Source organism: Agromyces sp. NPDC057865, from assembly GCF_042796995.1.
Classification (GTDB): Bacteria; Actinomycetota; Actinomycetes; order Actinomycetales; family Microbacteriaceae; genus Agromyces.
The window spans coordinates 823,226-848,616 of the sequence record NZ_JBHVMJ010000002.1; the positions used below are offsets into that span (position 1 = coordinate 823,226).

The following is a 25,391-nucleotide window of genomic DNA, read 5'->3' on the forward strand; positions in this document are numbered from 1 at the left end:
CCCGATCAGGGGGAATCCCCGACGACCGGGCCCGCGACCTCGGGAGACGACGAACGGCCGCCCCCTCGGGCGGCCGTTCGGTCCACATCGCGCGACAACAGCAGTGGTGGTGGAGATGGGGGGAATTGAACCCCCGTCCATCGCTGAGTTTCCACGCCTTCTCCGGGCGCATCCTGTGAGGCGTTCTGCTCGGCCCCGACTCTTGCCACAGGCATCTGAGTCGACGGGCCCAGCCTGAAGAAAGTCCCGCACGTCGCTCAGGCGACGACGCGCAGCGAGTTCCCTAGATGACGCCAGTGACCGGGGCGGGAACGAACCCGGACTGACGGACTATCGGCCTCGCTTAGGCAGCGAGGGCGAAGTCGGACTGCTTCTTATTGGCAGTTATTGTTTCGCAGGGAGCGTTCACGAGATAACCCTGCATCCTCGGCCCGCTTCTCGTGGGCGCACAGGCGATGTCGAAACCGATCATCCCCATGTGGCACCGCGCCGGTCGGAACCGGTTCGGAGGGCCGTTGTCGCACGCTGTGGAGTTTCCAAGTCCCGCATCCTCCGAGTTCAGCACTCGGTGTCCGCGGCCTTACAGGATACAACGGACCGGGCGTCACTGTCATTCCACGCCGCGGGTCAGCGCTCGGCAATCGTTCATCCGACCGTAACCCACGGCACGCGCGATGCCCGTAGCGTCCCGGCATGGGAAGTTCGGGAGCTGCGTGATCGGCCGCGTCGATCCGTTCATCGGCACGGAGGTCACCGACCTGCCGCCGCCCACGGGCATCGCCGCCACGTGGTGGTGGCCGAAGCCGCAGGTGGGCAACACGCATCCGGGTGCGACGTATCCGCTCGGGATGGTCTCGGCGTGCGCGTACTCTGGCGCGTATCCCACCGGCTACGGACGCTACGACCTCAGCACGGAGGGCGTGCCCACGACGATCCACGATGACGCCGTGGCATCCGGCTTCACGCACTTCCAGCAGTCGGGGACGGGGGCGATCCGCAAGTACTACAACTATTTCCGGGTGACGCCCATGCTCGAGCCGCTCGACGTGCTCGGTCGCACCTGGCGCCTGGTCGATGAGGAGGCGGAGCCGGGGTACTACGCCGCGACGCTCGAGAGCGGCATCCGTGCCGAGCTCACCGTCGGGCCGAAGAGCGCGGTGCACCGGTACACGTTCCCGCGCAACCGCAACGCCCGCGTGGTGATCGACTTCTCGCTCGGCGGCCTCGCGATCCCGCACGGCGAGACCATCCCGCTGCGCGCGCACCTCGAGTCGATCGGCCCGGGGATCGCGCAGGGCGAGATCGTCGTGGAGGGCGCGCCCCTCGCGGTCTACGTCGAGTGCGACGCGCGATCGTGGCGGCAGATGCTCTGGTACGACCGCCGGCTCATGCCGGGCGGCACGCGGCTCGCGTTCGACCACATCCGCCCGACCACGCTGCGCCCGTTCGGGCTCATGTGGGCGGGGCCGAGCGACGCGGGCCAGACGGTCGAGGTGCGCATCGGATTCTCGCTGCGCGGCGTGGAGCAGGCCCGCGAGAACCTCCGCCGCGACTGTGGCGTCGGGCCGGCGCGGTTCCCCCAGCGCCGCGACCGCACGAGGAAGGCGTGGCGGCGGCAGCTCAAGGCGATCACCGTGGACACGCCGTCGGCCGAGCGCGAGACGGTGTTCTCGACGGCGCTCTACCACTCGATCATCAAGCCGTGCCTCGCGCCCGAGGAGAGCCCGTTCTGGCCGTCGGACGGCCCGTTCGTCTACGACCTCTCCACCATGTGGGACATCTATCGCACCCAGTTGCCGCTCATCACGGCGCTCATGCCCGATCGGGCGGTCGAGCTCGGAACGGCGCTCCTCACGATCTGCGAGGAGGAGGGCAACTTCCCGATCGGCTACCGCATGGCACGGGGCAGCGATCGTTTCTCGCGACAGGGCAGTGCACTCGCGCAGACCTTCCTCGCCGACCTGTGCGCCCTCGGCCTGCCGGGCATCGACTGGGAGTGGGCACTCGTGCACATGCACACCGACCTGCGCCGCACGTACGGCGAGGACTTCCTGCTGCGCGGCGTGGCGCATCCGATCAGCCACACGCTCGACCTGGCCTACGGATACTGGTGCACCGCCGGCGTCGCCGAACGCGTGGGCGACCGCGCCCTCGTCGAGCAGTTCCGCACCCTCGCCGCGCGCTGGGTGAACGCGTTCGACGACGCCACCGGCCTGCTCCAGGACTCGACGTTCTACGAGGGCAGCCGGCACAACTACTCGTTCCGGCTGCTGCACGACATGCGCAACCGCATCGGCCTCGCGGGCGGCGACGACGCCTTCGTGCGGCTCCTCGACGCGTTCTTCGGCTACGGAGCAGAGCCCGTGCGCCAGCCGGGCATCCGCCCGGGACTCGAGGAACTCGCAAACGGGTACGCGCTCGGCCGATTCGAGGGCCTCAACAACGAGCCCGACATGGAGGCTCCGTGGGCGTACCAGTACGCCGGACGCCCCGACCGGACTGCCGACGTCGTGCACGCCGCGGTGCACCAGCAGTTCGGCACCGGCCGAGGCGGCCTGCCCGGCAACGACGACTCGGGCGGCCTCAGCTCCTGGTACGTGTGGGCGTCGCTCGGGCTGTTCCCCGTCGCCGGCCAGAACCTGTTCCTCGTCAACGCGCCGTCGTTCGCCGAGTCGGAGCTGCGCCTCGGCGACGGCGAGCTGCGCATCGAGACCACCGGATTCGTCGAGCCCGAGCGCGACGGCCCGCCCCAGTACGTGCAGTCCGCCACGTTCAACGGCGTGCCGCTCGACCGCACGTGGCTGCGCGGCGACGACGTGCACCGCGGCGGCCTCTTGCGCATCAAGCTCGGCCCCGAGCCGAGCGCGTGGGGTCGCGACGGCCGGCCGCCCTCGGCGTCCGATCCCTGAGCACGGGTGCCGCGAGGCCCGCAACGACCCGGACCACCGCCCGACCAGTCCATCGCCCACCCATCCGGAAGGACGAGCCCATGACCACCAAGCCCCGCACCCGCCTCGTGATCGTCAACCGCGCCGATCCCGTCATCTGCGGCCACTCCGTCGAGGGACGGAACCTCGCGGAAGCCGCCCTCGAACGCGGCTTCGACGAGGTGCGCATCGTGACCTGGCCGATGGACCGCCTCGAGGCCACCGGCCTCCCGTTGAAGCCGCTCGACCGCATGCTGCCCTACAGTGAGGGCATCATCGTCGAGCGCCCCGAGCCCGTCGGCGACTACAAGGTGCCCGACGGCCGCTGGCTGGCCGGCATCACCGGCCGCCTCGTCGAGCTCTTCACCGACGGCGTGCCCACCGTGTGCCTCTCGCTCTACCTCAGCCCGCACACGATCGCCGTGACCGACGCCGTGCGCGCCGCGTGGAGCACGGGCCTGCCCGTGAACGTCACGACGATCGCCGAGGCGGTCGGGTCGGATGTCACGAACGTCGTCCGCTCGTGTGTCGAGGAGGGCCGGTTCGGGGCCGCTGCCCACATCCTCTCGAGCTACCTCGCGCAGGACCACTGCGTCGCCGTCTCGGAGTACACCCGCGACCTCATCGTCGCCGCGGCATCCGAGATCGACGCCTTCCGCGGCACGCGGTTCGCCGACCAGTGCCGCGAGCGCATCCGCATCTCGTACCCGGCGATCGACACGTCGCAGTACCTCGACCTCGATCCCGACCTCGTCGACGGCGTGCTGGCGGCACGCGGCCTCGAGCGCGACGGCTACGTGTTCTTCCTGTCGCGCCTCACGAAGGCGAAGGGCGTCGACGACCTCATCGCGGGCTTCGAGCGCACGCCCGCGAACGCGCGGCTCAAGCTCGTGATCGCTGGTCGCGGGCCGGATGCCGCGTGGTTCCAGCGGCTCGCCGCGGCCTCGCCGCTCGCCGATCGCATCGTCTTCCTCGACGACGTCGACGACGCCGAGAAGCCGTACCTCATGGCCGGCTGCGCCGCCTACGTGCTGCCGAGCAAGCCGCGCCCCGAGTTCGTCGAGACCTTCGGCATCGCCCTGGCCGAGCAGATGCTCGCGGGCGGCGGGGCGGTGGTCACGACCGAGACGGGCGGCATCGGTGAGGCCGTCGGCGACCACGCGTTCATCGTGCCGGTCGACGATCCCGACGCGATCGCGGCGGCGATCGACCGGGCGCTCGCGCTGCCGGCCGAGGAGCGTGCGGCCCGGGCCGAGCGCGCCCGCGCGTACGCACTGCAGTTCGACCGGATGGCGGTGTTCGACCGGCTCTTCGACGCGGCAGGCGTGCTTCCGGCGCGCCAGCCCGCCTGAGGCTCGGCGGCGCGGTCGGCCCCGGCCCGTATGCTGAGGTCGGCCGCGCCCGCGTGCGGCCGCGGACGCATCCCGCCGCCCGCCGCTCGCCGTCGAGAGGGGACCACATGCCGACCACGATCGCCGTCACCGGACGCGCCGAGGAGCGCATCGCTCCCGAACTCGGGGCCGTCACCCTGTCGGTCGGCGGCTCGGGCGCCGCACGCGAGCACGTCTACGGCCGCACGAGCGCCGCCCACGAACGTCTGCTCGCCGAGGTGCGCGAGCTCGAGGCATCCGGCGCGCTCGAGACCTGGTCGGCCGGCCAGCTCCGGGTGTGGTCGTACCGCCCGTGGAACAACGAGGGCCGGCAGCTGCCGGTCGTGCACCAGGCCAGCGCCGACGTCGAGGTCGTGTTCAAGGACCTCTCCCGCATCGGCGAGTGGGTCGGCGAGGCAGCCGGATCCGACGAGATCACGATCGGCGGCATCGACTGGCGCCTCACCGAGGCGACGCGTCGACACGTGCAGGAGACCGCGCAGCGCGCGGCCGTGGCCGACGCCGTCACCAAGGCGCAGGTCTACGCGTCGGCGCTCGGACTCGGCGCGCCCACGCCCGTCGAGCTGGCCGACCAGGGCCTGCTCGCCGTGCAGCCCGGTCCGCCGATGCCGAAGGCCATGATGATGCGGGCCGTGGCCGATGTCGGCGGTGCGGCGCCCACCGAGTTCGCACCGCAGGAGCTCGTGATCGAGGCCGCCGTCGACGCGCGCTTCACCGCCGACCCGGCCTGACGACCCCCGCTGGTTGAGGAGCGCCCGGCGAAGCCCGACGCATCTCGAAACCTATTCGTGGTCGATGAGCAGCGCCTCGAGCGCCGCCAGCTCGTGCAGCGTGAGTCCCGACGCGAGCAGGTACTCGCGCGTCGAGCCGTGCGCGCGTTCGACCGTCTCGATCACGCCCTCGAGGGCCTCGCGCGGGCTGCCGCCCATGAGCACGCGCAACTCGGGGGTGTCGGGCACGCCGTAGCGGCCGATCATGGTCACCATGTCCTCGAGCCACTCGCCGGCGAGGTTGCCCTCGGTGCGCGCGTAGTCCTCGATGACGGCGTCGCGGTCGACGCCGACCGCGAGCAGCGTGAGCGCGACGACGATGCCGGTGCGGTCCTTGCCGGCAGTGCAGTGCACGACGACCGAGCGCTCCCCCGCGCTCGAGATCTCGCGCAGCGCGCTCACGACGATGGGCGCGTGCTGGGTCACGATGCGGTCGTAGAGCGCGTCGAGCGAGATGCCGCCCCGGCCCTGCGAGGCGCCCGAGCCCTCGAAGACGGGCAGGCGCAGCACCTCGACGTCGAGCCCGTCGAGGTCGTCGGGCATGACCGCGGCCTCGTTCTCGTCGCGCAGGTCGATGACGATGCCGATGCCGAGGTCGCGCAGCGCGGCGCGCCCGTCGACGCCGAGGCGGTGCAGGCCGTCGGACCGGTAGAGGACCCCGTCGCGCACCGTGCCGGTCTTCGCCGGCAGTCCGCCGACGTCGCGGAAGTTGTAGGTGCCGGGAACCGGGATGCGGGTCGAGGTCTCCATCGCAGCGAGCCTACCCCGCGGTGCCGACACGTCGGCTGGGAGGCATCCGGGAACGGTGATCGGCCACGACGCGCGACGGCGCCGAGCAGAACGCGCCTACTCCCCGAGGTTCCGCCGACTCGCGATGGCGCGATCGGCCTCGCGCTTGTCCTGCCGTTCGCGCAGCGCCTGGCGCTTGTCGTACTCGCGCTTGCCCTTCGCGACCGCGAGCTCGACCTTGGCGCGCCCGTCGCTGAAGTAGATCGAGAGCGGGATGAGGGTGTACCCGCCGTCCTTCGTGCGGTGGCTGATCTTGATGATCTCCTGCTTGTGCAGGAGGAGCTTGCGCTTGCGCCGCGGGGCGTGGTTGTTCCACGTGCCCTCGGTGTACTCGGGGATGTGCACGGCGTCGAGCCACATCTCGCCGTTGTCGATGAAGGCGTAGCCGTCGACGAGCGACGCGCGCCCCTCGCGCAGCGACTTCACCTCGGTGCCGGTGAGCACGATGCCCGCCTCGTACGTGTCCTCGATGAGGTAGTCGTGGCGCGCCCGGCGGTTGGTCGCGACGACCTTCTGACCGCGTTCCTTGGGCACGACGTGCTCCTTCGTTCGAGTGCGAGCGCCCCGGGGCATCCGAGGCAGCCTCTCACTCTAGCGGATGCCGCGGCCGCCGCCGCCGGACGGCCAGCCGGCCGGCCGCGCGCCGCAGGGGCGGCGGCGCGCGATGAACTCAGACCTTCAGGTACCGCGTGATCGCGATGCCCGCCGACACGGCCGCGAGCAGCACGCCCACCGCGACGAGGATCGGCACCACGATGAGCGCGTCGGTGAGGTCGACGAACGTGAACGACAGGCTCTGCGCGAGGTAGCCCTGCACGAAGAACTGCACGATCGCGATCACCGCCCCACCCGCGAGCAGCGAGCCGAGCAGCCCGGCGAAGATGCCCTCGAGCACGAACGGCGTCTGGATGAACCGGTTCGAGGCGCCGACGAGCCGCATGATGCCGAGCTCGCGGCGGCGCGAGAACGCCGAGAGGCGGATGGTCGTCGCGATGAGCAGCGCCGCCGCGACGAGCATGATCGCCGCGATCGCGATGGCCGTGTAGCTCGCCGCGTTGAGCACGTCGAAGATCTGGTCGAGGTAGCGGCGCTGGTCGACGACCTGCTCGACGCCCGCGAGGCCGGCGAGGCTCTCGGCGATGACGGCGGCCTGCGACGGGTCGACGAGGTTCACCCAGAACGTCTCGTTGAGCACCTCGGGCGTCACGTAGTCGGCCGCGGGCGTGCCCTCGAACTGCTGCTGGAAGTTGTCGTACGCCTGCTGGTGGTCCTCGAAGTAGAACTCGTCGATGAACGGCTTGAGCGTGTCGGAGTCCAACTGCGCCTCGACGGCGGCCTTCTGCTCCTCGGTCGCCTCGCCGTCGGTGCATCCGGCGGCCGTCGACACCGACGTGCAGAGGTACACCGCGACCTGTGCGCGGTCGTACCAGTAGTTCTTCATCTGGGCGATCTGCAGCTGCATGAGCGCCGCGGTGCCCACGAACGTGAGGGAGATGAACGTGACGAGCACGACCGACACGACCATCGTCGCGTTCCGCCGCAGGCCGTTCGCTGCCTCGGCGAGCACGAGCCCGAACCTCATTTCGTCGGTCCCACTTCCTGCTGGTCGTCACCCTCGCGCGGTCCGCCGGGGGCGCGCAGCCCCAGGCGCTCCGCGAGGGTCAGGTGCTCGGATGCCACGCCGCCGGCCTTCGCGGCCGGTGCGGCGGTGCCGGGCTCGGCCGTGGGCTCTGCCGCCTCGCCGGCGGGCGTGACGGGGACCGATGCGGTCGCGGCCGCGGTGATCGCGGCGGCGGCATCCGTCACCTCGTCGCGCTCCTCGGGCTCTACGTAGAGCGGCTGCTTCTCCTCCATGGCCTTGCGGTCGACCTTCGGAGCGGCCTTCCTCACGGGCTTCTTCGCGGGGGTCGCGGCGGCAACGGTCGCCGCCTCGGAGGGGCTCACGGACTCGCCGTCGGTGTCGGTCGCCACCTCGGCCGCTGAGGCTTGGGCGGAGGCGGCGGCTGCCGCGGCGGCCGGCACACGCTCGGTCGCCTTCGCGGCCTTCGTTCGAGTGGCGCGGGTCTTCCGGCCCTTCGCCGCGGCACCGCCCGCGAGCACGGCCGCGACGGCCTCCTCGTCGGGGACGGCCGCGGCAGGTGCGGAGGCGGCGGGGACCAGCTCGTCGGACACCTCGACCGTGAGTGCCGAGTCGACGTCGCCGAGGGCCGCGCCGTAGCCGGCCCCGCGCTCGTCGCGCACGATCTCGCCGGCGGACAGCTCGATCACGCGGCGCTGCATCTGGTCGACGATGCCGGCCTCGTGGGTCGCCATGACCACCGTGGTGCCGCTGGAGTTGATGCGCTCGAGGAGCGTCATGATGCCCGCGCTCGTCACGGGGTCGAGGTTGCCCGTCGGCTCGTCGGCGAGGAGGATCTGGGGCTTGTTCACGATGGCACGGGCGATCGCGACACGCTGCTGCTCGCCGCCCGACAGCTCATGCGGCATCCGCTTGCCCTTGCCGTCGAGGCCCACGAGCTTGAGCGTCTCGGGCACGGCCGACTGGATGAAGCCGCGCGACTTGCCGATCACCCGCAGGGTGAACGCGACGTTCTCGTAGACGTTCTTGTTCGGCAGCAGCCGGAAGTCCTGGAAGACGACGCCGAGGTCGCGGCGGAAGTACGGCACCTTGCGGCTCGAGATCGAGCCGAGGTCCTGTCCGAGCACGTGGATCTTGCCCGTGCTGGGCTTCTCCTCCTTGAGGATGAGCCGCAGGAAGCTCGACTTGCCGGAGCCCGAGGCCCCGACGAGGAACACGAACTCACCACGGAGGATCTCCACCCCGATGTCGTCCAGGGCGGGCCTCGACTGACCCGGGTAGGTCTTGGTGACGGCATCGAATCGGATCATGTCGGATCGAGCCTAAGCAGCCCCGGCGCGGAACGCACCTGCGACTCGCCCGTTTCTCAGGTTGGGCCGGGAGTAGCGTGGGATCCGGATGCTGGAGCTCACCCAATGGAGGAACACATGACGGTTCCACTCATCGGCATCGTCGCCGATCGCAAGTCTGCGAGCTATGGCTCGTGGGTCGACATCCCCACCGACGCGATCTCGCACACCTACGTCTCGGCGGTGCAGGAGGCGGGCGGCGCGCCGATCATCTTCCCGAGCCTCGACGTGCACGTCGACGATCCCGAGCGCCTCATCGACCTCGTCGACGGGCTGTTCCTGCCGGGTGGACGCGACCTCGACGCAGAGCTCTACGGCAGCGTCGCGCATCCGACGAACGACAAGCCACTGCGGGTGCGCGACGAGCTCGAGATCGCCCTCACCCAGCTCGCCCGCGAGCGCGACATCCCGATCCTCGGCGCGTGCCGCGGCATGCAGGTGCTCAACGTCGCGCTCGGCGGCACGCTCGAGCAGCACCTCGGCGATCGCATCGACCTCACGCCGCATCGTGACATCTACGGCGAGCACACGTCGCATCCCGTGTCGATCCTGCCCGACACCCTGCTGCGCAGCATCACGCACGAAGCCGAGTTCGACATCTCGTCCCACCATCACCAGGGAGTCGACCGACTCGGCGAGGGACTCGTGGTCTCGGCGAGCGCGCCCGACGGCGTCGTCGAGGCGATCGAGACCACCGACGGGGCGTTCTGCCTCGGCGTGCAGTGGCATCCAGAGGAGCGGCTCGACCCCGAGGGCATCGCGCTCATCCGGGCGTTCGTGCAGGCGGCGCGCACGCGGGCGCGGGCGAAGTTCGCGGTGCGTTCGTAGGCGCGAGGCGAGGCCGGCGCATCGAACGGCGAGCCCAGCGGATGCCGCGAGCGCGCGGCATCCAGCACCGAGCAGCCGCGACTACTCGACCTTCTGCTTGCGCCACTTGATGCCGGCGGCGATGAACCCGTCGAGGTCGCCGTCGAACACCGCGTTGGGGTTGTTCACCTCGTGCTCGGTGCGCAGATCTTTCACCATCTGGTACGGCGCGAGCACGTAGGAGCGCATCTGGTCGCCCCAGCTCGCGGTGATGTTGCCTGCGAGCTCCTTCTTCTGGGCGGCCTCCTGCTCCTTCTGCATGAGGAGCAGGCGCGACTGGAGCACGCGCATGGCGGCGGCGCGGTTCTGGATCTGGGACTTCTCGTTCTGCATCGAGACGACGACGCCGGTGGGGAGGTGCGTGATGCGCACGGCGGAGTCGGTCGTGTTGACCGACTGGCCGCCGGGGCCCGACGAGCGGAACACGTCGACGCGGATGTCGCCCTCGGGGATGTCGATCTCCTCGGTCTCCTCCATGAGCGGGATGACCTCGACGGCCGCGAACGACGTCTGCCGCTTGCCGGCGGCGCCGAACGGGCTCATGCGCACGAGGCGGTGGGTGCCGGCCTCGACGCTCAAGGTTCCGAACGCGTAGGGCGCGTCGATCTCGAAGGTCGCGGACTTGATGCCCGCCTCCTCGGCGTAGCTCGTGTCCATGACGGTGGCGTTGTAGCCGTGCTTCTCGGCCCAGCGCAGGTACATGCGCATGAGCATCTCGGCGAAGTCGGCGGCGTCGACGCCACCGGCGCCGGCGCGAATCGTGACGACGGCGGGGCGGCCGTCCCACTCGCCGTCGAGGAGCGTCTGCACCTCGAGGTCGCCGACGGTCTTCTGCAGCGCGGCGAGCTCGGCGCGCGCCTCGGCGGCGGACTCCTCGTCGTCGGCCTCGTTCGCGAGCTCGACGAGCACCTCGAGGTCGTCGAGGCGGGAGTCGATGTTCTTCACGCGCGCGAGCTCGGACTGGCGGTGGCTCAGCGCACTGGTGACCTTCTGGGCGTTGTCGGTGTCGTCCCACAGGTCGGGCGCGCCGGCCTGCTCGGAGAGACGGGCGATCTCGGCTTCGAGGGCGTCGACGTCGACGACGGCACGGATGTCGCGGAAGGTGGAGCGCAGCGAGGCGATGTCCTGCGAGAGATCAAGATCCAACATGGCCTGTCCAGCCTAGTCGCGCCCGGCGTACACTGCGGATCGACGGCGGCATCCGGGGGGTCGGAGCCGCGCCGAAGGGGGCGACCGATGTCGGGTCACGCGTACCTCACGTTCTTCGACGACGCGGTGGGCGAGTCGCCCGCGGTCGGCCACGAGGACTGGATCGAGCTGCTGTCGTGGAACTGGGGCGTGACGGCGCCGGTCGGTCCGGGCGGTCCAGGGGGTGGGCCGGGTGGCGGCGGTGGCGGTGGCGCAGGTCGGCCCGATCCCTCGGCGCTCGTGTGGGAGCACGTCTTCGACGCGGCATCCACGAGGCTGCTCGGGTTCGTCGCTTCGGGTCGGCACCTCCGCAAGGCCGAGCTGCACGTGACCCGCGGCGGCGGGCACGGCGGACGCGACGCGTGGCTCGTCGTGACGATGGAGGAGCTCCTCATCACGTCGGTGCAGACGACGGGTTCGGCCGATGGCGAGGTCGAGCAGACGGTGGGCATGGAGTTCCGCTCGGTGAAGTTCGCGTACCGGAAGCAGCGGCCCGACGGGACGCTCGCCGATCCGATGACGTTCTCGTGGAACGTCGCGACCGGCGCGGTCGGCACGACGCCGTGAGGTGAGCTTCGGCGCGCACGGATGCCGCGCGCCCCGGGTGTAGCGTCGAAGGCGATGACCGACGCGACGCCTCCGTTCTCCTGGCGCTCGATCATCCTCCCGGCCTACCTGCCGACGCTGCTCTTCTCGATCGGCGAGGGTGCGATCATCCCCGTCATCCCGGTCGTCGCGACCGACCGCGGCGCCTCGCTCGCGCTCGCCGGCCTCATCGCGGCCATGCTCATGGTCGGCGAGCTCGCGGGCGACCTCCCCGCCGGCTGGCTCGTCGCGCGCATCGGCGAGCGCAACGCCATGATCGGCGCGTCGCTGCTCGCCGTGATCGGCGTGCTCATCGCCCTCGCCTCCCCCACCGAGTTCGCGCTCGGCATCGGCATCTTCCTGCTCGGCCTCGCGACCGCGGTGTTCGGACTCGCGCGGCACGCGTTCCTCACGAGTTACGTGCCCGAGGCGGTGCGGGCGCGGGCCCTCTCGACGCTCGCGGGCGTGTTCCGCGCCGGCTGGGCGGTCGGCCCGTTCGTGGCCGCCGCGCTCATCGCGTGGACCGGCTCGTCCGAGGTCGTGTTCTGGGTGCTCGTCGCGGCCTGCTTCGCGGTCGTCGTGGTGCTCATCGTGCTGCCCGACCCCGAGCGAGTCTTCGGAGCCGCGCGGCTGGCGCGCGAGGCATCCGCGGACGCTGCGTCGACCGCTTCGGGTGCAGGTGCGGGTTGGGGCGCTGTGCGCACGGCGGGCGAGGCCGAGGCGGATGCCGCGTCGCACGGCGTGTTCCGCGCGATCGCGACGTACCGCGCGGTGCTCTTTCGCATCGGCAGCGGTGTCGGCCTGCTCGCGGCGGTGCGGGCAAGCCGCACGGTGATCCTGCCCCTCTGGGCCGTGTCGATCGGGATGCCGCCCGAGGCCGCCGCGCTCGTGATCGGCATCTCGGCGACGATCGACTTCGCCCTCTTCTACGTGAGCGGCCAGGTCATGGACCGGTTCGGCCGGCTCTGGAGCGCGATCCCCGGACTCGTCGGCCTCGGCACCGGGCACCTCATCCTCGCGTTCACGCACGACGTGCCGGGTGCCGAGGCGTGGTTCACGGTCGTGGCGGTGCTGTTCGGCGTCGCGAACGGACTGTCGAGCGGCGTGATCCTCACGCTCGGCGCCGACCTCGCGCCGAAGGACCAGCCGGCGCCGTTCCTCGCCGCGTTCCGCACGATCGCCGACGCCGGCCAGGCGGTCGCGCCGCTCATCCTCGCGGCCGTCACGTCGGCGGTATCGATCATGGCCGCGAGCGCGACGATGGGCGTCCTCGGGTTCGTCGGCGCGGGCATCCTGTGGCGCTATGTGCCGAGGTATGTGCCGAGTCCGCGGCGCTCGCGACGGGCCGGCGGCTCGGACGACTCTGGACCACCGGAGCCGCCCGGCGCGCCCGACCCTGGTGACTGAGTCTCGGCTCGCCGCGCGGACATACTGGACACGTGATCGACACCGTCGCCGCAGCCGTCGGCACCATCATGCTGGCCACCGCGGTCGGCGCCGGGCTCGGCCTGCTCGCGACCCGCGGACCTCGCGGCGGCCGCCGACGCGTGCCCGTGGCGACGATCGTGGCCCTCGTGGTCGTCGGCGTGCCGACGCTGCTGCAGTTCACGGCCGTGCCGTCGCTGCTGGACGCGCTCGAGCGCGACCGGGAGCGGATCTTCGCCGGCGAGCTCTGGCGACTCGTGACCCCGATCGTGGTGCAGGACAGCGGGGCCACCGGCGCGATCACCAACCTCATCTCGCTCGCGCTCGTCGGGGTCGTCGCGGAGTGGATCTGGGGATCCGCCCGGTGGGTGCTCATCGGGCTGGGGTCGGGACTGCTCGCCGAGCTCTGGGGACTCCTCGTGGATCCCGTCGGCGCCGGCAACTCGGTCGTGGTCTACGGGCTCGCGGCCTCCGTGGCGGTCGCGGCAGTCCTGCGCGGACGTGGTCCGGCGCGCATCCTCGCGGTCGTGAGCCTCGTCGGCGCCGCGGTGCTGCTGGGCGTGGGCGACCTCCACGGCGGTGCGGCCGCGGTCGGCGCGGCGATCGGCGCGATCCTCGTGTTCACCGAGCGCACCACGGACGCGACCGCGGAATCGTCGCCGGTCAGTTGAGCTTCTCGCGCGCCGTCTCGGCGGCGTCGACGTCGTCCTTCGCCCGGTCGACGGCCACCTCGGCCTTGTTGCGCACCCGCTCGGCGTCGCGCTCATCGCGCTCGGCATCGACGATCTCGGATCGCAGTGCCTTCAGGCGAGTCTCGAGCTCGTGCCGTTCGTCGCGCAGCTCGTCGGCGTTCCACTCGGCGGCCTTCAGCAGGTCCTCGGCCTCGGCGAGCGCCTTCTCGGCCGCGTCGAGGCGGCCCTTCGCGTCCTCCACGTCGGCGTCGGCCTGCTCGCGCACGGCGCGGGCGGCCGCCTCGCGCTCGGCTGCGGCATCCGCTTCGGCCCGCTCGTCGGCCTCATCGCCCTTCTTGGTCTTGCCCGCCTTCTTGGCGGCGCCGCTCGCCGTCGAGGGCTTCGCCGCGCGCGGCTTCCGGGGTCGTGCTGCGGATGCCTCGCCGGCGACGGCTCCGTCGAGGTCGACGGCCTCGAAGCCCACCGCCTGCAGTCCGCGGGTGAGCCGTCCGGTGCGCAGCGCCTCGCCGGCGGCCTCGTCGACGGTCGCGGCGATGAGGGTCTGCTCGACCTCGTCGAGCACGGCGCGCGAGGGCGAGCGGTCCGCGGCATCCGCGATGTGCGTCGCCTGCCGCAGAAGGCCGGCGATGAGCTGGCGGCGCTCGGCGCCGACGGTCGTGAGCGTCCTGCCGTCGCCGGCGGCCTGGGCGTCGCGCAGGTCGGCGCCGAGGTCGAGCAGCTCGTCGACGGCATCGGGCTGCTCCCGAACGAGCTGGTTGAGGATCCATGCGGCGGGCGAGGGCTTGCGGAACTCGCCGATGCGCTGGCTGAGCGCCCGGTCGTCGACCTTGACGTCCTTGGCGCGAGCGTTGCGGGCGGCGGTGAACTCCTCGGGCACGAGGGCGTAGAGCTCGTCGGCCGCGGCGGTCAGCGCATCGGTGGCCATGGGCTCCATCATGGCGTGGCGGCGCACGGGGCGCGAAGGGTCACGCCGAGAAGTACACGACCGAGAGGATGACCGCCTGGCTCACGAACACGAACGCGCTCACGATGATCGCGGCGAGCGACACCCAGCCCGGACCGGTGGACGGGTCGCGCGTGAACTGCCGGCGGCCGAGCACGCCGAGGATGATGCCGCCGGCCGCCGTCACGAGCGCCGGCACCGCCGGGAGGGCCAGCGCGAGCACGCCGAGTGCGAGCCCGATGATCGCGAACAGCGAGACGCGCGACCGCTTCGCGGCGTTGCTGCCGGGGCGGTCGGCACTCATCGCGCGACCCTCTCGTGCGGGCGGCTGGCGGAGCGTCGATGGTCGGCGATCATGCCCTCCAGTCAACCGCATGCGCTCCGTACCGAGGCCGCGTGCCCCGGTTGGGGGCCGCGTGTCCTGAGCCGATGGGCGGTGACGCGGCCCCGCGCTCCGCTAGGTTCGCAGCAAGGGCCGGTCCCGGGGCCCGATACGGAGGACGCGGATGACCCGATCCGAGCCCGCAGGCCGTGCGCGGCCTGCGCCAGTACCGCAGGATGCCGCGGGCATCGTCGACCTGCTGACACCGGCCCGCGGCGTCGCCGCCGTCGACCCGGTCGACGCGCTCGTCGAGCGCATCATCGCCGAGGAGCACGACGAGCTGCGCCAGGCGTTCGCCGAGGGCGCCGAGTTCGCGGTGACGCACATGGAGTCGCCGAGCGAACGGATGCTGCACCGCCTCGAGTGCGCCTCGCTCGAACCGCACCTCGACCTGCGCGCCCGCTGGAGCACCGGCCACCGCCGACGCCTGCACGACGACCGCACCTACCGGCTCCCACTCCCGGCGCTCGTCACCCGCGAGTCCGCCCGGGGTCTTTCGGGTGTGCGCAGCTGCAAGGTGTGCTGGCCCAACGTGCACGGCACCGAAGCGCGTCCGTTGCGCAAGCTGCAGGCCCGCGGCATCCGCTCGCACCACATCGGTCACGTGCTCTCGACCGACGACGGCCTCTCGCTCGGCACCATCTTGCGATCGGCGCACCAGACCGGTGCCGACCTCTTCGGCGAGCGCCAGGAAGTCGTGGAGATCGTCACGACCGCGCGCACCTTGCAGTACTCGCCGTCGGACCACGTCTTCATCTGGGACCTCCCGACCGACGAGGAGGCGATCCGCCGCAAGACCCAGCTCTTCGAGCGCTTCGGCCCGGGGTTCGCGCCGACGTACTGAGTCCCCCTGCGCGCTGTTGCGGGCCCTGTGGGAACTGCAGGAAGAACTCCCATCCGCGCGGCGTGTCGAGCGGTCGACGTCGGCGTGTCGCTCGGAAGTTCCTGCAGTTCTCCTGGGGAGTTCGATGAGGTCGACAGTTCGATCAGTGGAACACGGACCGCGCGGTCACCGTGACCTCGATCGGCACCTCGACGGGCACCAGGTCCGAGGAGATCGGTGCCCGCCAGACCGAACGGAGCGTCACCGTCGCGCTGCGACCGTCGGACGAGCTCGCGTTCACGATCACCACGTCATCGAGATCGGTGGCGGCACTCGCGAGGTAGTCGGCGGCGGCGCGCTGCACGTCGGCATCGGTGAGGTCGAGGGTCAGTCGATCACCCTCGACGCGCACGGATTCCAGCGCCCACGCCTCGGCCGCCGCGAGCGCGGCACCGTCGGCGACGGTGAAGAGCCGCTTCCGCTCGAGGTAGAGCGTCGTCGCCGACGCGACAACCAGGATGATCGCGAGCCCGAGCACGCAGTAGCCGATGGTGAGGAGCAGCGTGGACCCGGTCTCGTCGCGAGCCACGCGACTGCGCAGCACGTCGATCACGATGTGCGCGCGAAGCGCGACACGGTCTGCGTGGCGCTCGCCTCGACGGGCACGCTGCCGACGGCGGTGAGCGAGAGCACGTCGGGCACGAGTGGCAGCTCCACCCGGGCGGCGACCGTGACACTCACCCGCGCGCCCGGTTCCCCGCAGTCGGCGCGGTCGCAACGCACGACGACGGATGCCGCATCGGCATCGATGCCGTAGTCCGCGAGCGTCACCCGGACCGCGCGTTCGACCGCGGCATCCGTCGCCCCCTGGTCTGCACCCGTTACCGCGACGCGAGCGGCCTGCCGCGCCGCGCCCTCGACGCCGAGCGCACCCGCCTGCACGGCGGCGACCGCCAGCACGAGGTACACGAGCGGCACGAGCAGGAGCATGCCGACCGTGAGGAACTCGAGCGAGGCAGAACCCCGCTCTCCCGCCAAGCGCCCCTGCACGCGCCGGGCGGATGCCGCCCAACCCGCGTCAGTCGAGCGTCTCGAGCGCCGCATGGCCCGACACCTCCAGGCCGCGCTCGAACCCGAGGAGGCCAATGACCGGGAGTGTCCCGCGGACGGTCACCTCGACCGCCGTCACCCCGCCGACCGAGGTCGTTCCCGCGGTGACATCCCGCGCGTAGTCGGGCGAGATCGCCGCCGAGATGAGGTCTCGGGTGCGCTCCGTGCCCTCGCCCGTCGACGAGCCGGCCAGCGCGGCGTACCTCGCCCCCTCAGCCGCGGCGTCGAGCAGGGTGTTCCGCACGTGGAGCGCGAGCGCAAGCTGCACGACTGCGAGCGCGAGGACCGTGAGCAGGACGCCGACGAGCGTGAACTCGGCGACCGCGGACCCGCGTTCGTCGCGAGCGAGCGTGCTGATGACGCGGCGGGCTCTGTGCTCGCAGGATGGGCTCAGAAGCCGAGCACGCGGCTGATCGCCTGGTCGAAGACGCCGCTCAGTGCCGGGCCGGCGAGCCCCCAGATGACGATCACCAGCCCCGCCGTCATCAGCGTGATCAGCACCCAGCCGGGCACGTCGCCGCGTTCCTCGCGCAACCGCGTGATGAGCTCTCGCATGGACCGTCCTTTCGTCGGCGCACCCCCCGGTGCGCGGTCGGAGCGCTGCTTCGGCCGGCATCAGAAGCCCGCCTGCAGCACGAGGTATCCCGGGAACAGCGCGAACGCGACCGTAACGGGCAGAATGAGGAAGACGAGCGGCACCAGCATGGAGATCTCCCTGCGACCGGCCAGCTCGATGATCGTGCGCTTGGCCTCCTCGCGTGCGTCGCCGGCCTGCGATCGGAGCACTGCCGCCAGCGGAGCACCGCGATCGAGGGCGCCCAGCACCTGGTCGATCGCTCGTGAGAGCGCCGGATGGTCGAGCCCGTCGCGCAGATCTGCGAGCGCACGGCCGAGCGGAACACCGGTGCCGACCTGGCTCACCACGCGCGCGAACTCCTGCGGAAGCTCCCCCGACCCGGCGTTCGCGACGCGGCGAATCGCGTCGAGCATCCCCTCGCCCGCCGTCAGGCTGAGCGTGAGGAACTCGAGCACCGTCGGCAGCTCTGCCGAGATGCGGGCAAGCCGTCGCCGCGCGGCGCGTTGCAGTGTCCAGTCGCGGAGGGCTGCACCGAGCGCAGCCGTCACCACGGGGGTGGCGAGCCGGACGACGACCGGAAGTCCGCCGAACGTCGGAACGAAGAGCGCGATTGCTGCGCCGAGCACGAAGCCGGCGGCAGCCCACGCGAGCTGCTCCCCGCGGAATCGCTCGACGGATGCCGCGGACCCCGCCTGACGAAGGCGCCTCGCGACGGTTTCGTCTCCGCCGAGCCACGTCGACAGGATCGTGCGTGCCCGCCGCGCGACGGGACCCACGAGAACCCCGAGCACCGGACTCGGGTCCGCCGGACGACGATCGAGCAGCGCCCGCGCCGGGGGCGAGAGATCCGCGACGTACGGCGCGACGCGCTCGACGAGTCGAGGCCGCCCGAGCCGCGGCACCGCCGAGGTGACCAGCCAGAGCCCGAGACCCAGGACCGCGCCGAGCACGACGGCGAGCGCGCCGACCACGTTCAACGCAACCATCGACGCTCCTCGGGAAGCCGCCCGAGCGCGATCATCGTGCGGTAGGCGACGAACGTCACGAGGACTCCGACGACGATCAACACGCTTCCGGCAGCCGAGTCGTACGCCACGAGCGTCTCCTGCCGCGAGGCGAGGACGAGCAGCAGCAGCCATGGCGCGGCGACGCCGAGACGGGCAGCGTTGCGGATCCAGGACTGTCGGGCGACGACCTCCGACCGGACGGCGGCGTCCTCACGCAGGTAGCCCGCGAGTCCCCGCAGCACGGCCGTGACGTCGCTCCCGCCGACCTCCCGCGCCATCCGAAGCGTCTCGAGGATCCGGTCGGCCGTCGGGTCGGCGAGCGACGCCTTCAGGCGATCGATGCAGTGGCCGAAGTTGCCGCTCCGCCGGAAGTCCGCCTCGAACTCGGCGAACGCCGGTCGCGTGACGGCGGGCCCCAGCTCGGCGAGTGCGGCGACGGTGTCGGGCAAGGACATCCCGGCCCGGACCGAGGCGACGAGGTGGTCGACGACGTCGGGCCAGACGGCACGGTTCGCGGCTCGCCGCCGAGCCGCACGGGCGTTCACGACCATCGGCACGAGCGCGGCTCCCAGCACCGCCGCCACGATCGTGAGGATCGGCACGCGGAACACCGCCTGGGCGAGTGCCCCCGCGACGAGCGCGAGCAGCAGGCAGACCACGACGACCACTGGCAGCGAAACGCCGCCGAGCCCGGCGAGCGCCATGGCGTCGCGCGCGGACTCGAACGCCCGTGGCTTCGAGGTTTCTGCCGGCCGGGCAGGCCACAGCCACGGTGAGATGACGAGGAGGACCCCGAGCCCGAGGATGCCGCCGAGGATCAGGCTCATGCGGCATCCCGCGCGAGGACGATCGAGGGATCCAGCCCGACCGCGATGTACTTCTCGCGACGCGGCGGCAGTGCACCCGTGGCTTCGAGCTCGCTGCCGCGACGCGTGAAGATCGGCTCGACCTCGACGACGCCGTCGAACACCGCTCCCGAGGTCGCCGCGATCTCGGCCACATGCCGACTCCCATGGCGATCCATCCCGAGGTGCACGACGAGGTCGATGCAGCTCGCGACGGTCGGCACGACGAATGACGCATCGATGTTGCGGCCTGCGAGCAGTGGCAGCGTGCACAGCTTCGTCAGCGCGTCGCGCGCGGTGTTGGCATGGATCGTGCACATGCCGGGAAGGCCCGAGTTGAGCGCGATCAGCAGGTCAAGGCTCTCGGCCTCGCGCACCTCGCCGACGATGAGCCGGTCGGGCCGCATGCGCAGCGCCTCCTTGATGAGCCGTCGCAGCGTGATTTCACCCGTTCCCTCGAGGCTCGGCTGGCGGCACTGCATCGACACGAGGTCGCGCACGTCGAGGTCGAGCTCGAATGTCTCCTCGACCGTCACCACGCGGTCGCCGGTGCGCGCCGCCGACATCAGCGCATTGAGCATGGTCGTCTTGCCGGTGTGCGTCGCGCCCGAGACGAGGATGTTCGCGCCCGCGAGCACGCTCATGCGCATGAACTCCGCCGCCTGCCGCGTCAGCGAGCCGAGCTCGACAAGCTGCGACAACGAACGGATGCCGCGCTGGAACTTGCGGATGTTCACCGCCCAGTGCGCCCGCGTGACATCGGGAATCACGACATGGAGTCGCGAGCCGTCGGGGAGGGAGGCGTCGACGAAGGGCGACGACAAGTCGACGCGCCGACCGGAATGCTGCAGCATCCGCTCGACGAGCTCGCGCACCTCGCGATCGGAGAGCACGACCGGCGTCAACTCGGCAACCCCGTCGCGGGCGACGAACACTCGGGTCGGGGCGTTGAGCCAGATCTCCTCGACGGTCGGGTCGTCGAAGAACGGCTGCAGCGGGCCATAGCCCGTGATCGCGGCCACGACGTCGCGCGCGGTGCCCGACTCGTCGGACAGTTGCGCATGCGCACCGGCGAGTGCCCGCTCGCTGTAGCGGCGCACCTCCTCATCGGCGAAGCGGCGCGCGGCGGTCCCGTCGGCGCCGAGGTCGATGCCCTCACGCAGGACCCTCGTGCGGACGCGCTCGGCGATCGTGCGCACAGGGTCGGTCATAGCTCCCATCTTGGAGAAGAGCGGATGCCGCGCCCCGGACTTATCCACAGAAGCGGTAGCCGCATGTACCGGACCTGACGATCGAGGAAGCGGCGATCCGGCTCCTCGAGCGATTCGGCCCAGCTTCGCGTCGTCGGTCAGCTTCGTTGTACCGGTAGTACACGAAGTCGTCGATGCGACCGTCGAGCACCCCGAGCATGACACCTCCTCCGGCCGCGCCATCCTCTCCGAGCACTGGGCGATCGCTCGATAGAAGAATGCCGTCAGTGACCGGCATGAGTGGGCATTCCTCATCGAGGCGGATATGGAAGCTCGGGTCGTTCAGCGAGCAATTGCCCGCATGCTGAGCGGTGCGAATTTGCGCCTGAGTGGTCTCGGAGCCCTCGTAGTTCCCGCTCGTGAGCAGTTCGAGAATGGTCCGTTCGTGGGGAGTCAGCTCTCTGGTCAGCACGGTCCGAGAATTGGGGTTGACGCGCGCAGAGACCCCGGGCACTCACCCGGAGGGTCTCCGGAATCATGGCGTGGACTTGACAGAGGTCAATGAAAAAGAACGACCGGGACCAAAGGCCTTGAATACTCGAAACGACGCAAGTAATACTTCTGCCGATTGCTGGAGGTGGTAGCACCCGGAGGAGTGAAAGGAGTTACTCATGGGCGCTCTTCACATCGAGGGCGTCGGCCCGATCCAAATCGACGACGAACTTCTCGACCACATCTTCACCGTGGTGACATCAAAATTACGACGCCGCGAACCGGTGCTTCTTTCTTGGACTGATGATGCCGACCAGGAGCAGCGGATGTTCCTCAGCGAGAAAGCCCTCATCCGGGCCGAGTTCGACTCGCCGAACCGAAGTCCGCGAGACCGGGCCTGGCTTGAGCGCCTTATGGTCGCTGCAAGCAGCAATGCCGGGTTGTCGGTGAGCGCCGCGATTCACGACCGGGACCGGACTCGCATCCCGACCGAGCCTGCGGCCGGAAACTCGCCACCGGATCGATCCGAAGCCGCCTCAGGCTGACTTGGGTCGGTCAAGAGGTTTGGGCGCGCGCCTCGACGCGCGCGGATCGGAAGCATTCCCTTTGGCACTGCTCCTCCCCCTCCCCGCGACTCGGCACCCCCGTGGGCCACTCGGGAGACTCTAGGCTCGGATCCGACCCGCCCTAGCTAGGCCGAGACCCCGTCGGTGTAGCCGCATTTGGAGAGGGAGGCAGCCGAGTTCGAGCCGGGCCGGGTGGGGAACACGAGTTCGACGAACTCCAGAGGTGAGCCGGATCACCGGTCCTTCTTTTCGCCCTTGTCGCCGCCTTCAGCCTTGTCCTTCTTCTTGTCCTTCTCCTTGCCGCCGCCGCCGTCACCCGGTTCATCGTCGACGGGCGCCGGCTGCTGTTGGAGCTCGGCGATCTGCTGCTCGAGACGAGCCTGTTCATCCTGGAGGCGATGGCGCTCGGCCACGTCCTCCGCCCCGGCGACTGCGATCTCGAGGTCGTGCCCGGACGAGCTCCATCGCGAGCGTGATGGTCTTGAAGCGCTCGTCGTCGAGCTTGCCCGCCTGACGGGCGGCCTCCACCTCGGCGACCATGCCGTCGAGCGCGCCGATCGCAGTCGGCCAGTCACCCGCAGCACTCGCCTCGCTCACCGTGACGACGTACGTCCGAAGGCCATCCCGCGTGTCGCCCTCGTACGACGGCGAGCACGCGGTGAACACGAGCACCGTAGCGGCCGCGATGGCGACGATCGAGAAGCTTCGCACTCCACACCCCTGTGCGGCGACGATACGGCAGGGGCGTGAAGGTGAGACCCGCTTGACAGCACCCCGGCCAGATGCGAACAACGCGTGACGCGAGTCCTTCCACACCGCACGCCATTCCCGCAAGGCCCCTGAGCGATCGGGTGCGGGAGCGTACCGTCGAAGCGACCCGAGGAGAACGACGGCCCGATGAGCAGCACGCCCGGAACCCTTGTCGCCGAGCGCTACCGGTTGGTGAAGCTGCTCGGCACGGGCGGCATGGGCATCGTTTGGGAGGCGTGGGACGTGCGCCTGGAGCGCGCGGTGGCGCTCAAGATGCTGCGCACCCAGCCGTACCTCAGCCCGGAGGAACGGGAAATGGCGACCAACCGAGCGATGCGGGAGGCGCGGATCACGGCAGGGCTGCATCATCCGCACGCGGTCACCGTCTTCGACGTCGTCGAGCACGAGGGCGAGCCGTGCATCGTCATGCAGCTCATCCACTCGACACCGTCGTCGGTGCTGCTGCGCGAGCACGGCACCTTCACGCCGGGCCAGACCGCCCGCATGGGAGCGCAGGTGGCGTCGGCACTGGCCGCGGCGCACCGGCTCCGGATCGTGCACCGCGACGTGAAGCCCGGCAACATCCTCATCACCGAGGACGGGTCCGCGATGATCAGCGACTTCGGCATCTCGCACGCGCTCGGCGACGCCACGATCACCGCGACCGGGATGATGCACGGAACGCCTGCGTACCTCGCTCCCGAGGTGGCGCGCGGTCGGCCCTCGGGGTTCGCCTCGGACGTGTACTCGCTCGGTTCGACGCTGTACGCGATGCTCGAGGGCGCCCCGCCGTTCGGCGTCGACGACAACGCGATCGCCCTGCTGCACCGCGTGGCTCGCGGCAGCTTCACGACGCCCAAGCGGGCGGGCGTGCTCGCGCCGCTCCTCCGCGAGATGCTGACGGCGGATCCCAAGAAGCGCCCGGACATGCCGTCGGTCGCCGAGCGGCTCGCGGAGCTGCAGCAGCGGATCGAGGCATCCGAGTCGCCAGCAGCAACGCTCGTGTTGCCGGCCGCTGCAGCGCCCGTCACACCACCAGCCGAACCTCCCACGCCGACGACAACGGGGGACACCCGTCGTGTCGGGGACACCGCAGAGACGGAACGGTTGGCCATCCTCCAGGCCGAGCCCACCGCTGAGACCGACCGGCTCGGCGCGGCGACCGCGTCGACGAGCGTGCCGACGGCCCGGATCGACGAGCCCACCGCTGAGACGGAACGGCTCGGAGCGGCCACCGCGGCAACGACCGTGCCGACGGCACGGCTGGACGAGCCGAACGTCGAGGCGGAGCTCCCAGCCCAACGGGCCACGCCCTCGCTCTCGTGGCTCGTGCAGGGCCCGCCGGTCGAGCCCTCGGACGCGCCGCCCGTGCATGCGAGTCGCCCGCCGAGGCGAAGCCGCACCGCTGCCGTGATCGGCGGGCTGATCGTGGTCGCCATCCTGGCGATCGGCGGCGTGCTGCTGTTCAACACGCTGCGGCCCGGGGCCGACGAAGCGGGCGGACCCGAGACGGGCGGCGCCCCGGTGACGACGAGACCGACACCCTCCGAAACTCCGACCATCGCCGCCGAACCGCCGTCGCCGACGTCCACCCCTCCGCCGGTCGCCGAGCCCGACGGCACCCAGGCCCCGCCGCCCGCTCCCACGCCCGAGCAACGGCTCACCAGCGCCGTCACCGACTACTACGCGCTCATGCCCGGCAACCTCGACGCAGCGTGGCCGCTGATGACGGCGGACTACCAGGAGAACCACGTGGGCGGCCGGGTCGCGTACGACGACTTCTGGGGCGACGTCGCGAGCATCTCGATCGCCGATGTCGTCGCCACCGCACCCGACCGTGCCCAGGCGACACTCACCTACACCTACAACGACGGCAGCGTCGTGCAGGAGGTCACGGCCTATCGGTTCGTCGACGAGAGCGGCGTGCTCAAGGTCGCCGAGACCGACGTGCTCAGCAGCGTCACGCTCTGAGCGTCACGCGGCGACCTCGCCCGTCGCCAGGTCGAACGTGACGCTCGCGTCCTCGTAGGACGAGTCGATCAGCACGATCGCCTGCACGGGCAGGGCGCCCGACTCGTCGGCGACGGATGAGCGCTGCACGACCACGATGACCGAGTCGGGGTCGGCGATACCCGACGACTCCTTCGCCGCGGCGATGAAGCCCGGGATCTGCGAAAAGTCGAATTCGTTCGTGTCGAAGAGCGCGGCGGCCGGATCCTGCGGCTGGATCAGCTCGGGTCCGTCGTGGGTCGTGCGGTCGTAGCGATAGGTGTACGAGTCGATCGTGAGCGCGCCGGGCTCCGAGGGCGCGGCGGCGACCGCGTACTCGTCGTAGAACCCGACGCGGATGAACTGCGAGCCACCCGTCTCCTGCTCCAGCGCGTCGACGATCTCGTCGTGCCGGTTGCCGTGCACCACGCCCGCCGAGGTGGGATCGCCCGACGCCCACGCCACCGCGACGCGACCGATCGTGTCGTAGACGGGCAGCAGCACCAGTGCAGCGGATGCCCCGAACACCCCGACCCACAGCAGGCGCTTCCACGGGTTGCCGGGCGTCCGCGGTGCGCCCGAGAGCGTCTGCGGCTCGGACGCCCACGCGGTGGTCTGCTCGGCGAGCGGCACGGTGCGCTCGTTCCCGGTGCGAAGGCGCTCGGCGTCGCGGGCGCGCGCCCAGTCGGGCAGCGGGTTGAAGTCGAGGAGCACGTTCGCCGTGTTCGGGTCGGGCCGGCGCACGACGATGATCGACCCCGGCTGGACCTGCGGGAGCGCCACGATGTCGACGATCTCGCGGTGCACCGTCGTGTAGGCCGCTCGTGAGCGCGGCGCCACGGTGAGCGTCAGCTCGACCTGCGGCTGGTCGTTGACGCTGAGTCCTGTGCGGCGGATGCCCTCCACGCGGGCGAGCGCCATCTCCCCCGGCAGCCTCAGCCCGTCGTCCGAGGATGCCACGCGCAGGCCGCCCGTGAACGACCCGAACGCCGCGAATGCGCCCGCGATCGACCCGATCGTGAACGCGATGCTCGCCACGATCGTGTAGATCCAATCGCCGGTGAAGATCGCACCGACGAGTCCACCGAACGCGACGCCGAGGGAGACGGCAGCGAAGAGGGCGAGCATGCGTGTCCTTCCGAGGTCGTGCTGACC

At 70.9% G+C, this 25,391-nt stretch carries 28 protein-coding genes and 1 other RNA gene; 10 read left to right on the forward strand and 19 right to left on the reverse strand.

The window, feature by feature from the left end; genetic code table 11:
* Positions 1-107: 107 nt before the first annotated feature.
* Positions 108-476: a transfer-messenger RNA gene (ssrA, locus tag ACFVN5_RS11455) on the reverse strand.
* A 237-nt stretch (positions 477-713) separates the two neighbouring features.
* On the opposite strand from ssrA, the gene ACFVN5_RS11460 reads away from it, so the two are divergent.
* The 3 genes from ACFVN5_RS11460 (at position 714) to ACFVN5_RS11470 (ending at position 5,049) form a co-directional block, all read left to right on the forward strand.
* Positions 714-2,909: a glycoside hydrolase domain-containing protein gene (locus ACFVN5_RS11460; protein WP_376955253.1), complete on the forward strand. Its 2,196-nt coding sequence runs from the start codon at positions 714-716 to the stop codon at positions 2,907-2,909.
* 80 nt (positions 2,910-2,989) lie between these two features.
* Positions 2,990-4,279 (forward strand): glycosyltransferase, encoded by a 1,290-nt coding sequence (locus ACFVN5_RS11465; RefSeq protein WP_376955254.1) that lies wholly within the window; start codon positions 2,990-2,992, stop codon positions 4,277-4,279.
* Between the two features lie 107 nt (positions 4,280-4,386).
* Positions 4,387-5,049, forward strand: coding sequence for an SIMPL domain-containing protein (locus ACFVN5_RS11470; protein WP_376955255.1), 663 nt, complete (start codon positions 4,387-4,389; stop codon positions 5,047-5,049).
* A gap of 51 nt (positions 5,050-5,100) precedes the next feature.
* Here ACFVN5_RS11470 and ACFVN5_RS11475 read toward each other — a convergent pair whose 3' ends face one another.
* The 4 genes from ACFVN5_RS11475 to ftsE all read right to left on the reverse strand — a co-directional run bounded on the left by ACFVN5_RS11475 (position 5,101) and on the right by ftsE (position 8,766).
* Entirely contained in the window at positions 5,101-5,838 is a 738-nt protein-coding gene (locus ACFVN5_RS11475) for a tyrosine-protein phosphatase (RefSeq protein WP_376955256.1), read from the reverse strand.
* 96 nt (positions 5,839-5,934) lie between these two features.
* The gene (gene smpB, locus ACFVN5_RS11480) at positions 5,935-6,411 is read right to left on the reverse strand and encodes an SsrA-binding protein SmpB (RefSeq protein WP_376955258.1); all 477 of its coding nucleotides are present in this window, start codon (positions 6,409-6,411) and stop codon (positions 5,935-5,937) included.
* 136 nt (positions 6,412-6,547) lie between these two features.
* The gene (ftsX, locus tag ACFVN5_RS11485; RefSeq protein WP_376955259.1) at positions 6,548-7,459 is read right to left on the reverse strand and encodes a permease-like cell division protein FtsX; all 912 of its coding nucleotides are present in this window, start codon (positions 7,457-7,459) and stop codon (positions 6,548-6,550) included.
* Positions 7,456-8,766 (reverse strand): cell division ATP-binding protein FtsE, encoded by a 1,311-nt coding sequence (gene ftsE, locus ACFVN5_RS11490; protein ID WP_376955261.1) that lies wholly within the window; start codon positions 8,764-8,766, stop codon positions 7,456-7,458. The genes ftsX and ftsE overlap by 4 nt, the downstream gene beginning before the upstream one ends.
* Before the next feature lie 117 nt (positions 8,767-8,883).
* Here ftsE and ACFVN5_RS11495 point away from each other — a divergent pair, with 117 nt between their 5' ends.
* Positions 8,884-9,633: a gamma-glutamyl-gamma-aminobutyrate hydrolase family protein gene (locus tag ACFVN5_RS11495; protein ID WP_376955263.1), complete on the forward strand. Its 750-nt coding sequence runs from the start codon at positions 8,884-8,886 to the stop codon at positions 9,631-9,633.
* An 81-nt stretch (positions 9,634-9,714) separates the two neighbouring features.
* Here the strand turns inward: ACFVN5_RS11495 and prfB are convergent, their stop codons facing one another.
* Positions 9,715-10,821, reverse strand: coding sequence for a peptide chain release factor 2 (gene prfB, locus ACFVN5_RS11500; protein ID WP_376955264.1), 1,107 nt, complete (start codon positions 10,819-10,821; stop codon positions 9,715-9,717).
* 87 nt (positions 10,822-10,908) lie between these two features.
* Between prfB and ACFVN5_RS11505 the strand changes: the two genes are divergently transcribed.
* The 3 genes from ACFVN5_RS11505 to ACFVN5_RS11515 are packed head-to-tail and all read left to right on the forward strand — an operon-like array spanning position 10,909 to position 13,541.
* On the forward strand, positions 10,909-11,427 hold the full coding sequence (locus ACFVN5_RS11505) for an Hcp family type VI secretion system effector (protein WP_376955265.1): 519 nt from the start codon (positions 10,909-10,911) through the stop codon (positions 11,425-11,427).
* A gap of 54 nt (positions 11,428-11,481) precedes the next feature.
* Positions 11,482-12,852, forward strand: a complete 1,371-nt coding sequence (locus tag ACFVN5_RS11510) for an MFS transporter (RefSeq protein ID WP_376955266.1) — start codon at positions 11,482-11,484, stop codon at positions 12,850-12,852.
* Between the two features lie 32 nt (positions 12,853-12,884).
* Positions 12,885-13,541, forward strand: coding sequence for a hypothetical protein (locus ACFVN5_RS11515; protein ID WP_376955267.1), 657 nt, complete (start codon positions 12,885-12,887; stop codon positions 13,539-13,541).
* Here the strand turns inward: ACFVN5_RS11515 and ACFVN5_RS11520 are convergent.
* Positions 13,534-14,487, reverse strand: a complete 954-nt coding sequence (locus ACFVN5_RS11520; RefSeq protein ID WP_376955268.1) for a hypothetical protein — start codon at positions 14,485-14,487, stop codon at positions 13,534-13,536. The two genes, ACFVN5_RS11515 and ACFVN5_RS11520, sit on opposite strands and share 8 nt — an antisense overlap.
* A gap of 40 nt (positions 14,488-14,527) precedes the next feature.
* A complete protein-coding gene (locus tag ACFVN5_RS11525; RefSeq protein WP_376955269.1) occupies positions 14,528-14,809 on the reverse strand; it encodes a hypothetical protein in 282 nt (93 codons plus the stop codon).
* Between the two features lie 202 nt (positions 14,810-15,011).
* On the opposite strand from ACFVN5_RS11525, the gene ACFVN5_RS11530 reads away from it, so the two are divergent.
* Positions 15,012-15,731 carry a hypothetical protein gene (locus tag ACFVN5_RS11530; protein WP_376955270.1) on the forward strand — a complete coding sequence of 240 codons (720 nt, stop codon included), beginning with the start codon at positions 15,012-15,014 and terminating at the stop codon, positions 15,729-15,731.
* A 142-nt stretch (positions 15,732-15,873) separates the two neighbouring features.
* On the opposite strand, the gene ACFVN5_RS11535 is transcribed toward ACFVN5_RS11530, so the two are convergent.
* The 8 genes from ACFVN5_RS11535 to ACFVN5_RS11570 are packed head-to-tail and all read right to left on the reverse strand — an operon-like array spanning position 15,874 to position 20,911.
* Positions 15,874-16,314, reverse strand: a complete 441-nt coding sequence (locus tag ACFVN5_RS11535) for a pilus assembly protein TadG-related protein (RefSeq protein ID WP_376955272.1) — start codon at positions 16,312-16,314, stop codon at positions 15,874-15,876.
* A gap of 5 nt (positions 16,315-16,319) precedes the next feature.
* Positions 16,320-16,814: a TadE family protein gene (locus ACFVN5_RS11540; RefSeq protein ID WP_376955274.1), complete on the reverse strand. Its 495-nt coding sequence runs from the start codon at positions 16,812-16,814 to the stop codon at positions 16,320-16,322.
* Complete coding sequence (locus ACFVN5_RS11545; RefSeq protein ID WP_376955641.1) at positions 16,789-17,280, reverse strand: TadE/TadG family type IV pilus assembly protein; 492 nt, start codon at positions 17,278-17,280, stop codon at positions 16,789-16,791. The genes ACFVN5_RS11540 and ACFVN5_RS11545 overlap by 26 nt, the downstream gene beginning before the upstream one ends.
* A complete protein-coding gene (locus ACFVN5_RS11550) occupies positions 17,211-17,375 on the reverse strand; it encodes a hypothetical protein (RefSeq protein WP_376955275.1) in 165 nt (54 codons plus the stop codon). The genes ACFVN5_RS11545 and ACFVN5_RS11550 overlap by 70 nt, the downstream gene beginning before the upstream one ends.
* Positions 17,376-17,435: 60 nt before the next feature.
* The gene (locus ACFVN5_RS11555; RefSeq protein WP_376955276.1) at positions 17,436-18,383 is read right to left on the reverse strand and encodes a type II secretion system F family protein; all 948 of its coding nucleotides are present in this window, start codon (positions 18,381-18,383) and stop codon (positions 17,436-17,438) included.
* A complete protein-coding gene (locus ACFVN5_RS11560) occupies positions 18,371-19,231 on the reverse strand; it encodes a type II secretion system F family protein (protein ID WP_376955277.1) in 861 nt (286 codons plus the stop codon). The genes ACFVN5_RS11555 and ACFVN5_RS11560 overlap by 13 nt, the downstream gene beginning before the upstream one ends.
* Positions 19,228-20,460: a CpaF family protein gene (locus tag ACFVN5_RS11565; protein WP_376955278.1), complete on the reverse strand. Its 1,233-nt coding sequence runs from the start codon at positions 20,458-20,460 to the stop codon at positions 19,228-19,230. The genes ACFVN5_RS11560 and ACFVN5_RS11565 overlap by 4 nt, the downstream gene beginning before the upstream one ends.
* A gap of 40 nt (positions 20,461-20,500) precedes the next feature.
* Positions 20,501-20,911, reverse strand: coding sequence for a hypothetical protein (locus ACFVN5_RS11570; protein WP_376955279.1), 411 nt, complete (start codon positions 20,909-20,911; stop codon positions 20,501-20,503).
* Positions 20,912-21,110: 199 nt separating this feature from the next.
* On the opposite strand from ACFVN5_RS11570, the gene ACFVN5_RS11575 reads away from it, so the two are divergent.
* Positions 21,111-21,476, forward strand: coding sequence for a hypothetical protein (locus tag ACFVN5_RS11575; RefSeq protein WP_376955280.1), 366 nt, complete (start codon positions 21,111-21,113; stop codon positions 21,474-21,476).
* A gap of 254 nt (positions 21,477-21,730) precedes the next feature.
* Here the strand turns inward: ACFVN5_RS11575 and ACFVN5_RS11580 are convergent, their stop codons facing one another.
* Positions 21,731-21,910 carry a hypothetical protein gene (locus ACFVN5_RS11580; RefSeq protein ID WP_376955281.1) on the reverse strand — a complete coding sequence of 60 codons (180 nt, stop codon included), beginning with the start codon at positions 21,908-21,910 and terminating at the stop codon, positions 21,731-21,733.
* On the reverse strand, positions 21,882-22,208 hold the full coding sequence (locus tag ACFVN5_RS11585) for a hypothetical protein (RefSeq protein WP_376955282.1): 327 nt from the start codon (positions 22,206-22,208) through the stop codon (positions 21,882-21,884). Before ACFVN5_RS11585 ends, ACFVN5_RS11580 begins: the two co-directional genes overlap by 29 nt.
* 186 nt (positions 22,209-22,394) lie before the next feature.
* On the opposite strand from ACFVN5_RS11585, the gene ACFVN5_RS11590 reads away from it, so the two are divergent.
* Positions 22,395-24,218, forward strand: a complete 1,824-nt coding sequence (locus ACFVN5_RS11590; protein WP_376955284.1) for a serine/threonine-protein kinase — start codon at positions 22,395-22,397, stop codon at positions 24,216-24,218.
* Between the two features lie 3 nt (positions 24,219-24,221).
* Here ACFVN5_RS11590 and ACFVN5_RS11595 read toward each other — a convergent pair whose 3' ends face one another.
* Complete coding sequence (locus ACFVN5_RS11595) at positions 24,222-25,364, reverse strand: hypothetical protein (protein ID WP_376955286.1); 1,143 nt, start codon at positions 25,362-25,364, stop codon at positions 24,222-24,224.
* Positions 25,365-25,391: the final 27 nt, after the last annotated feature.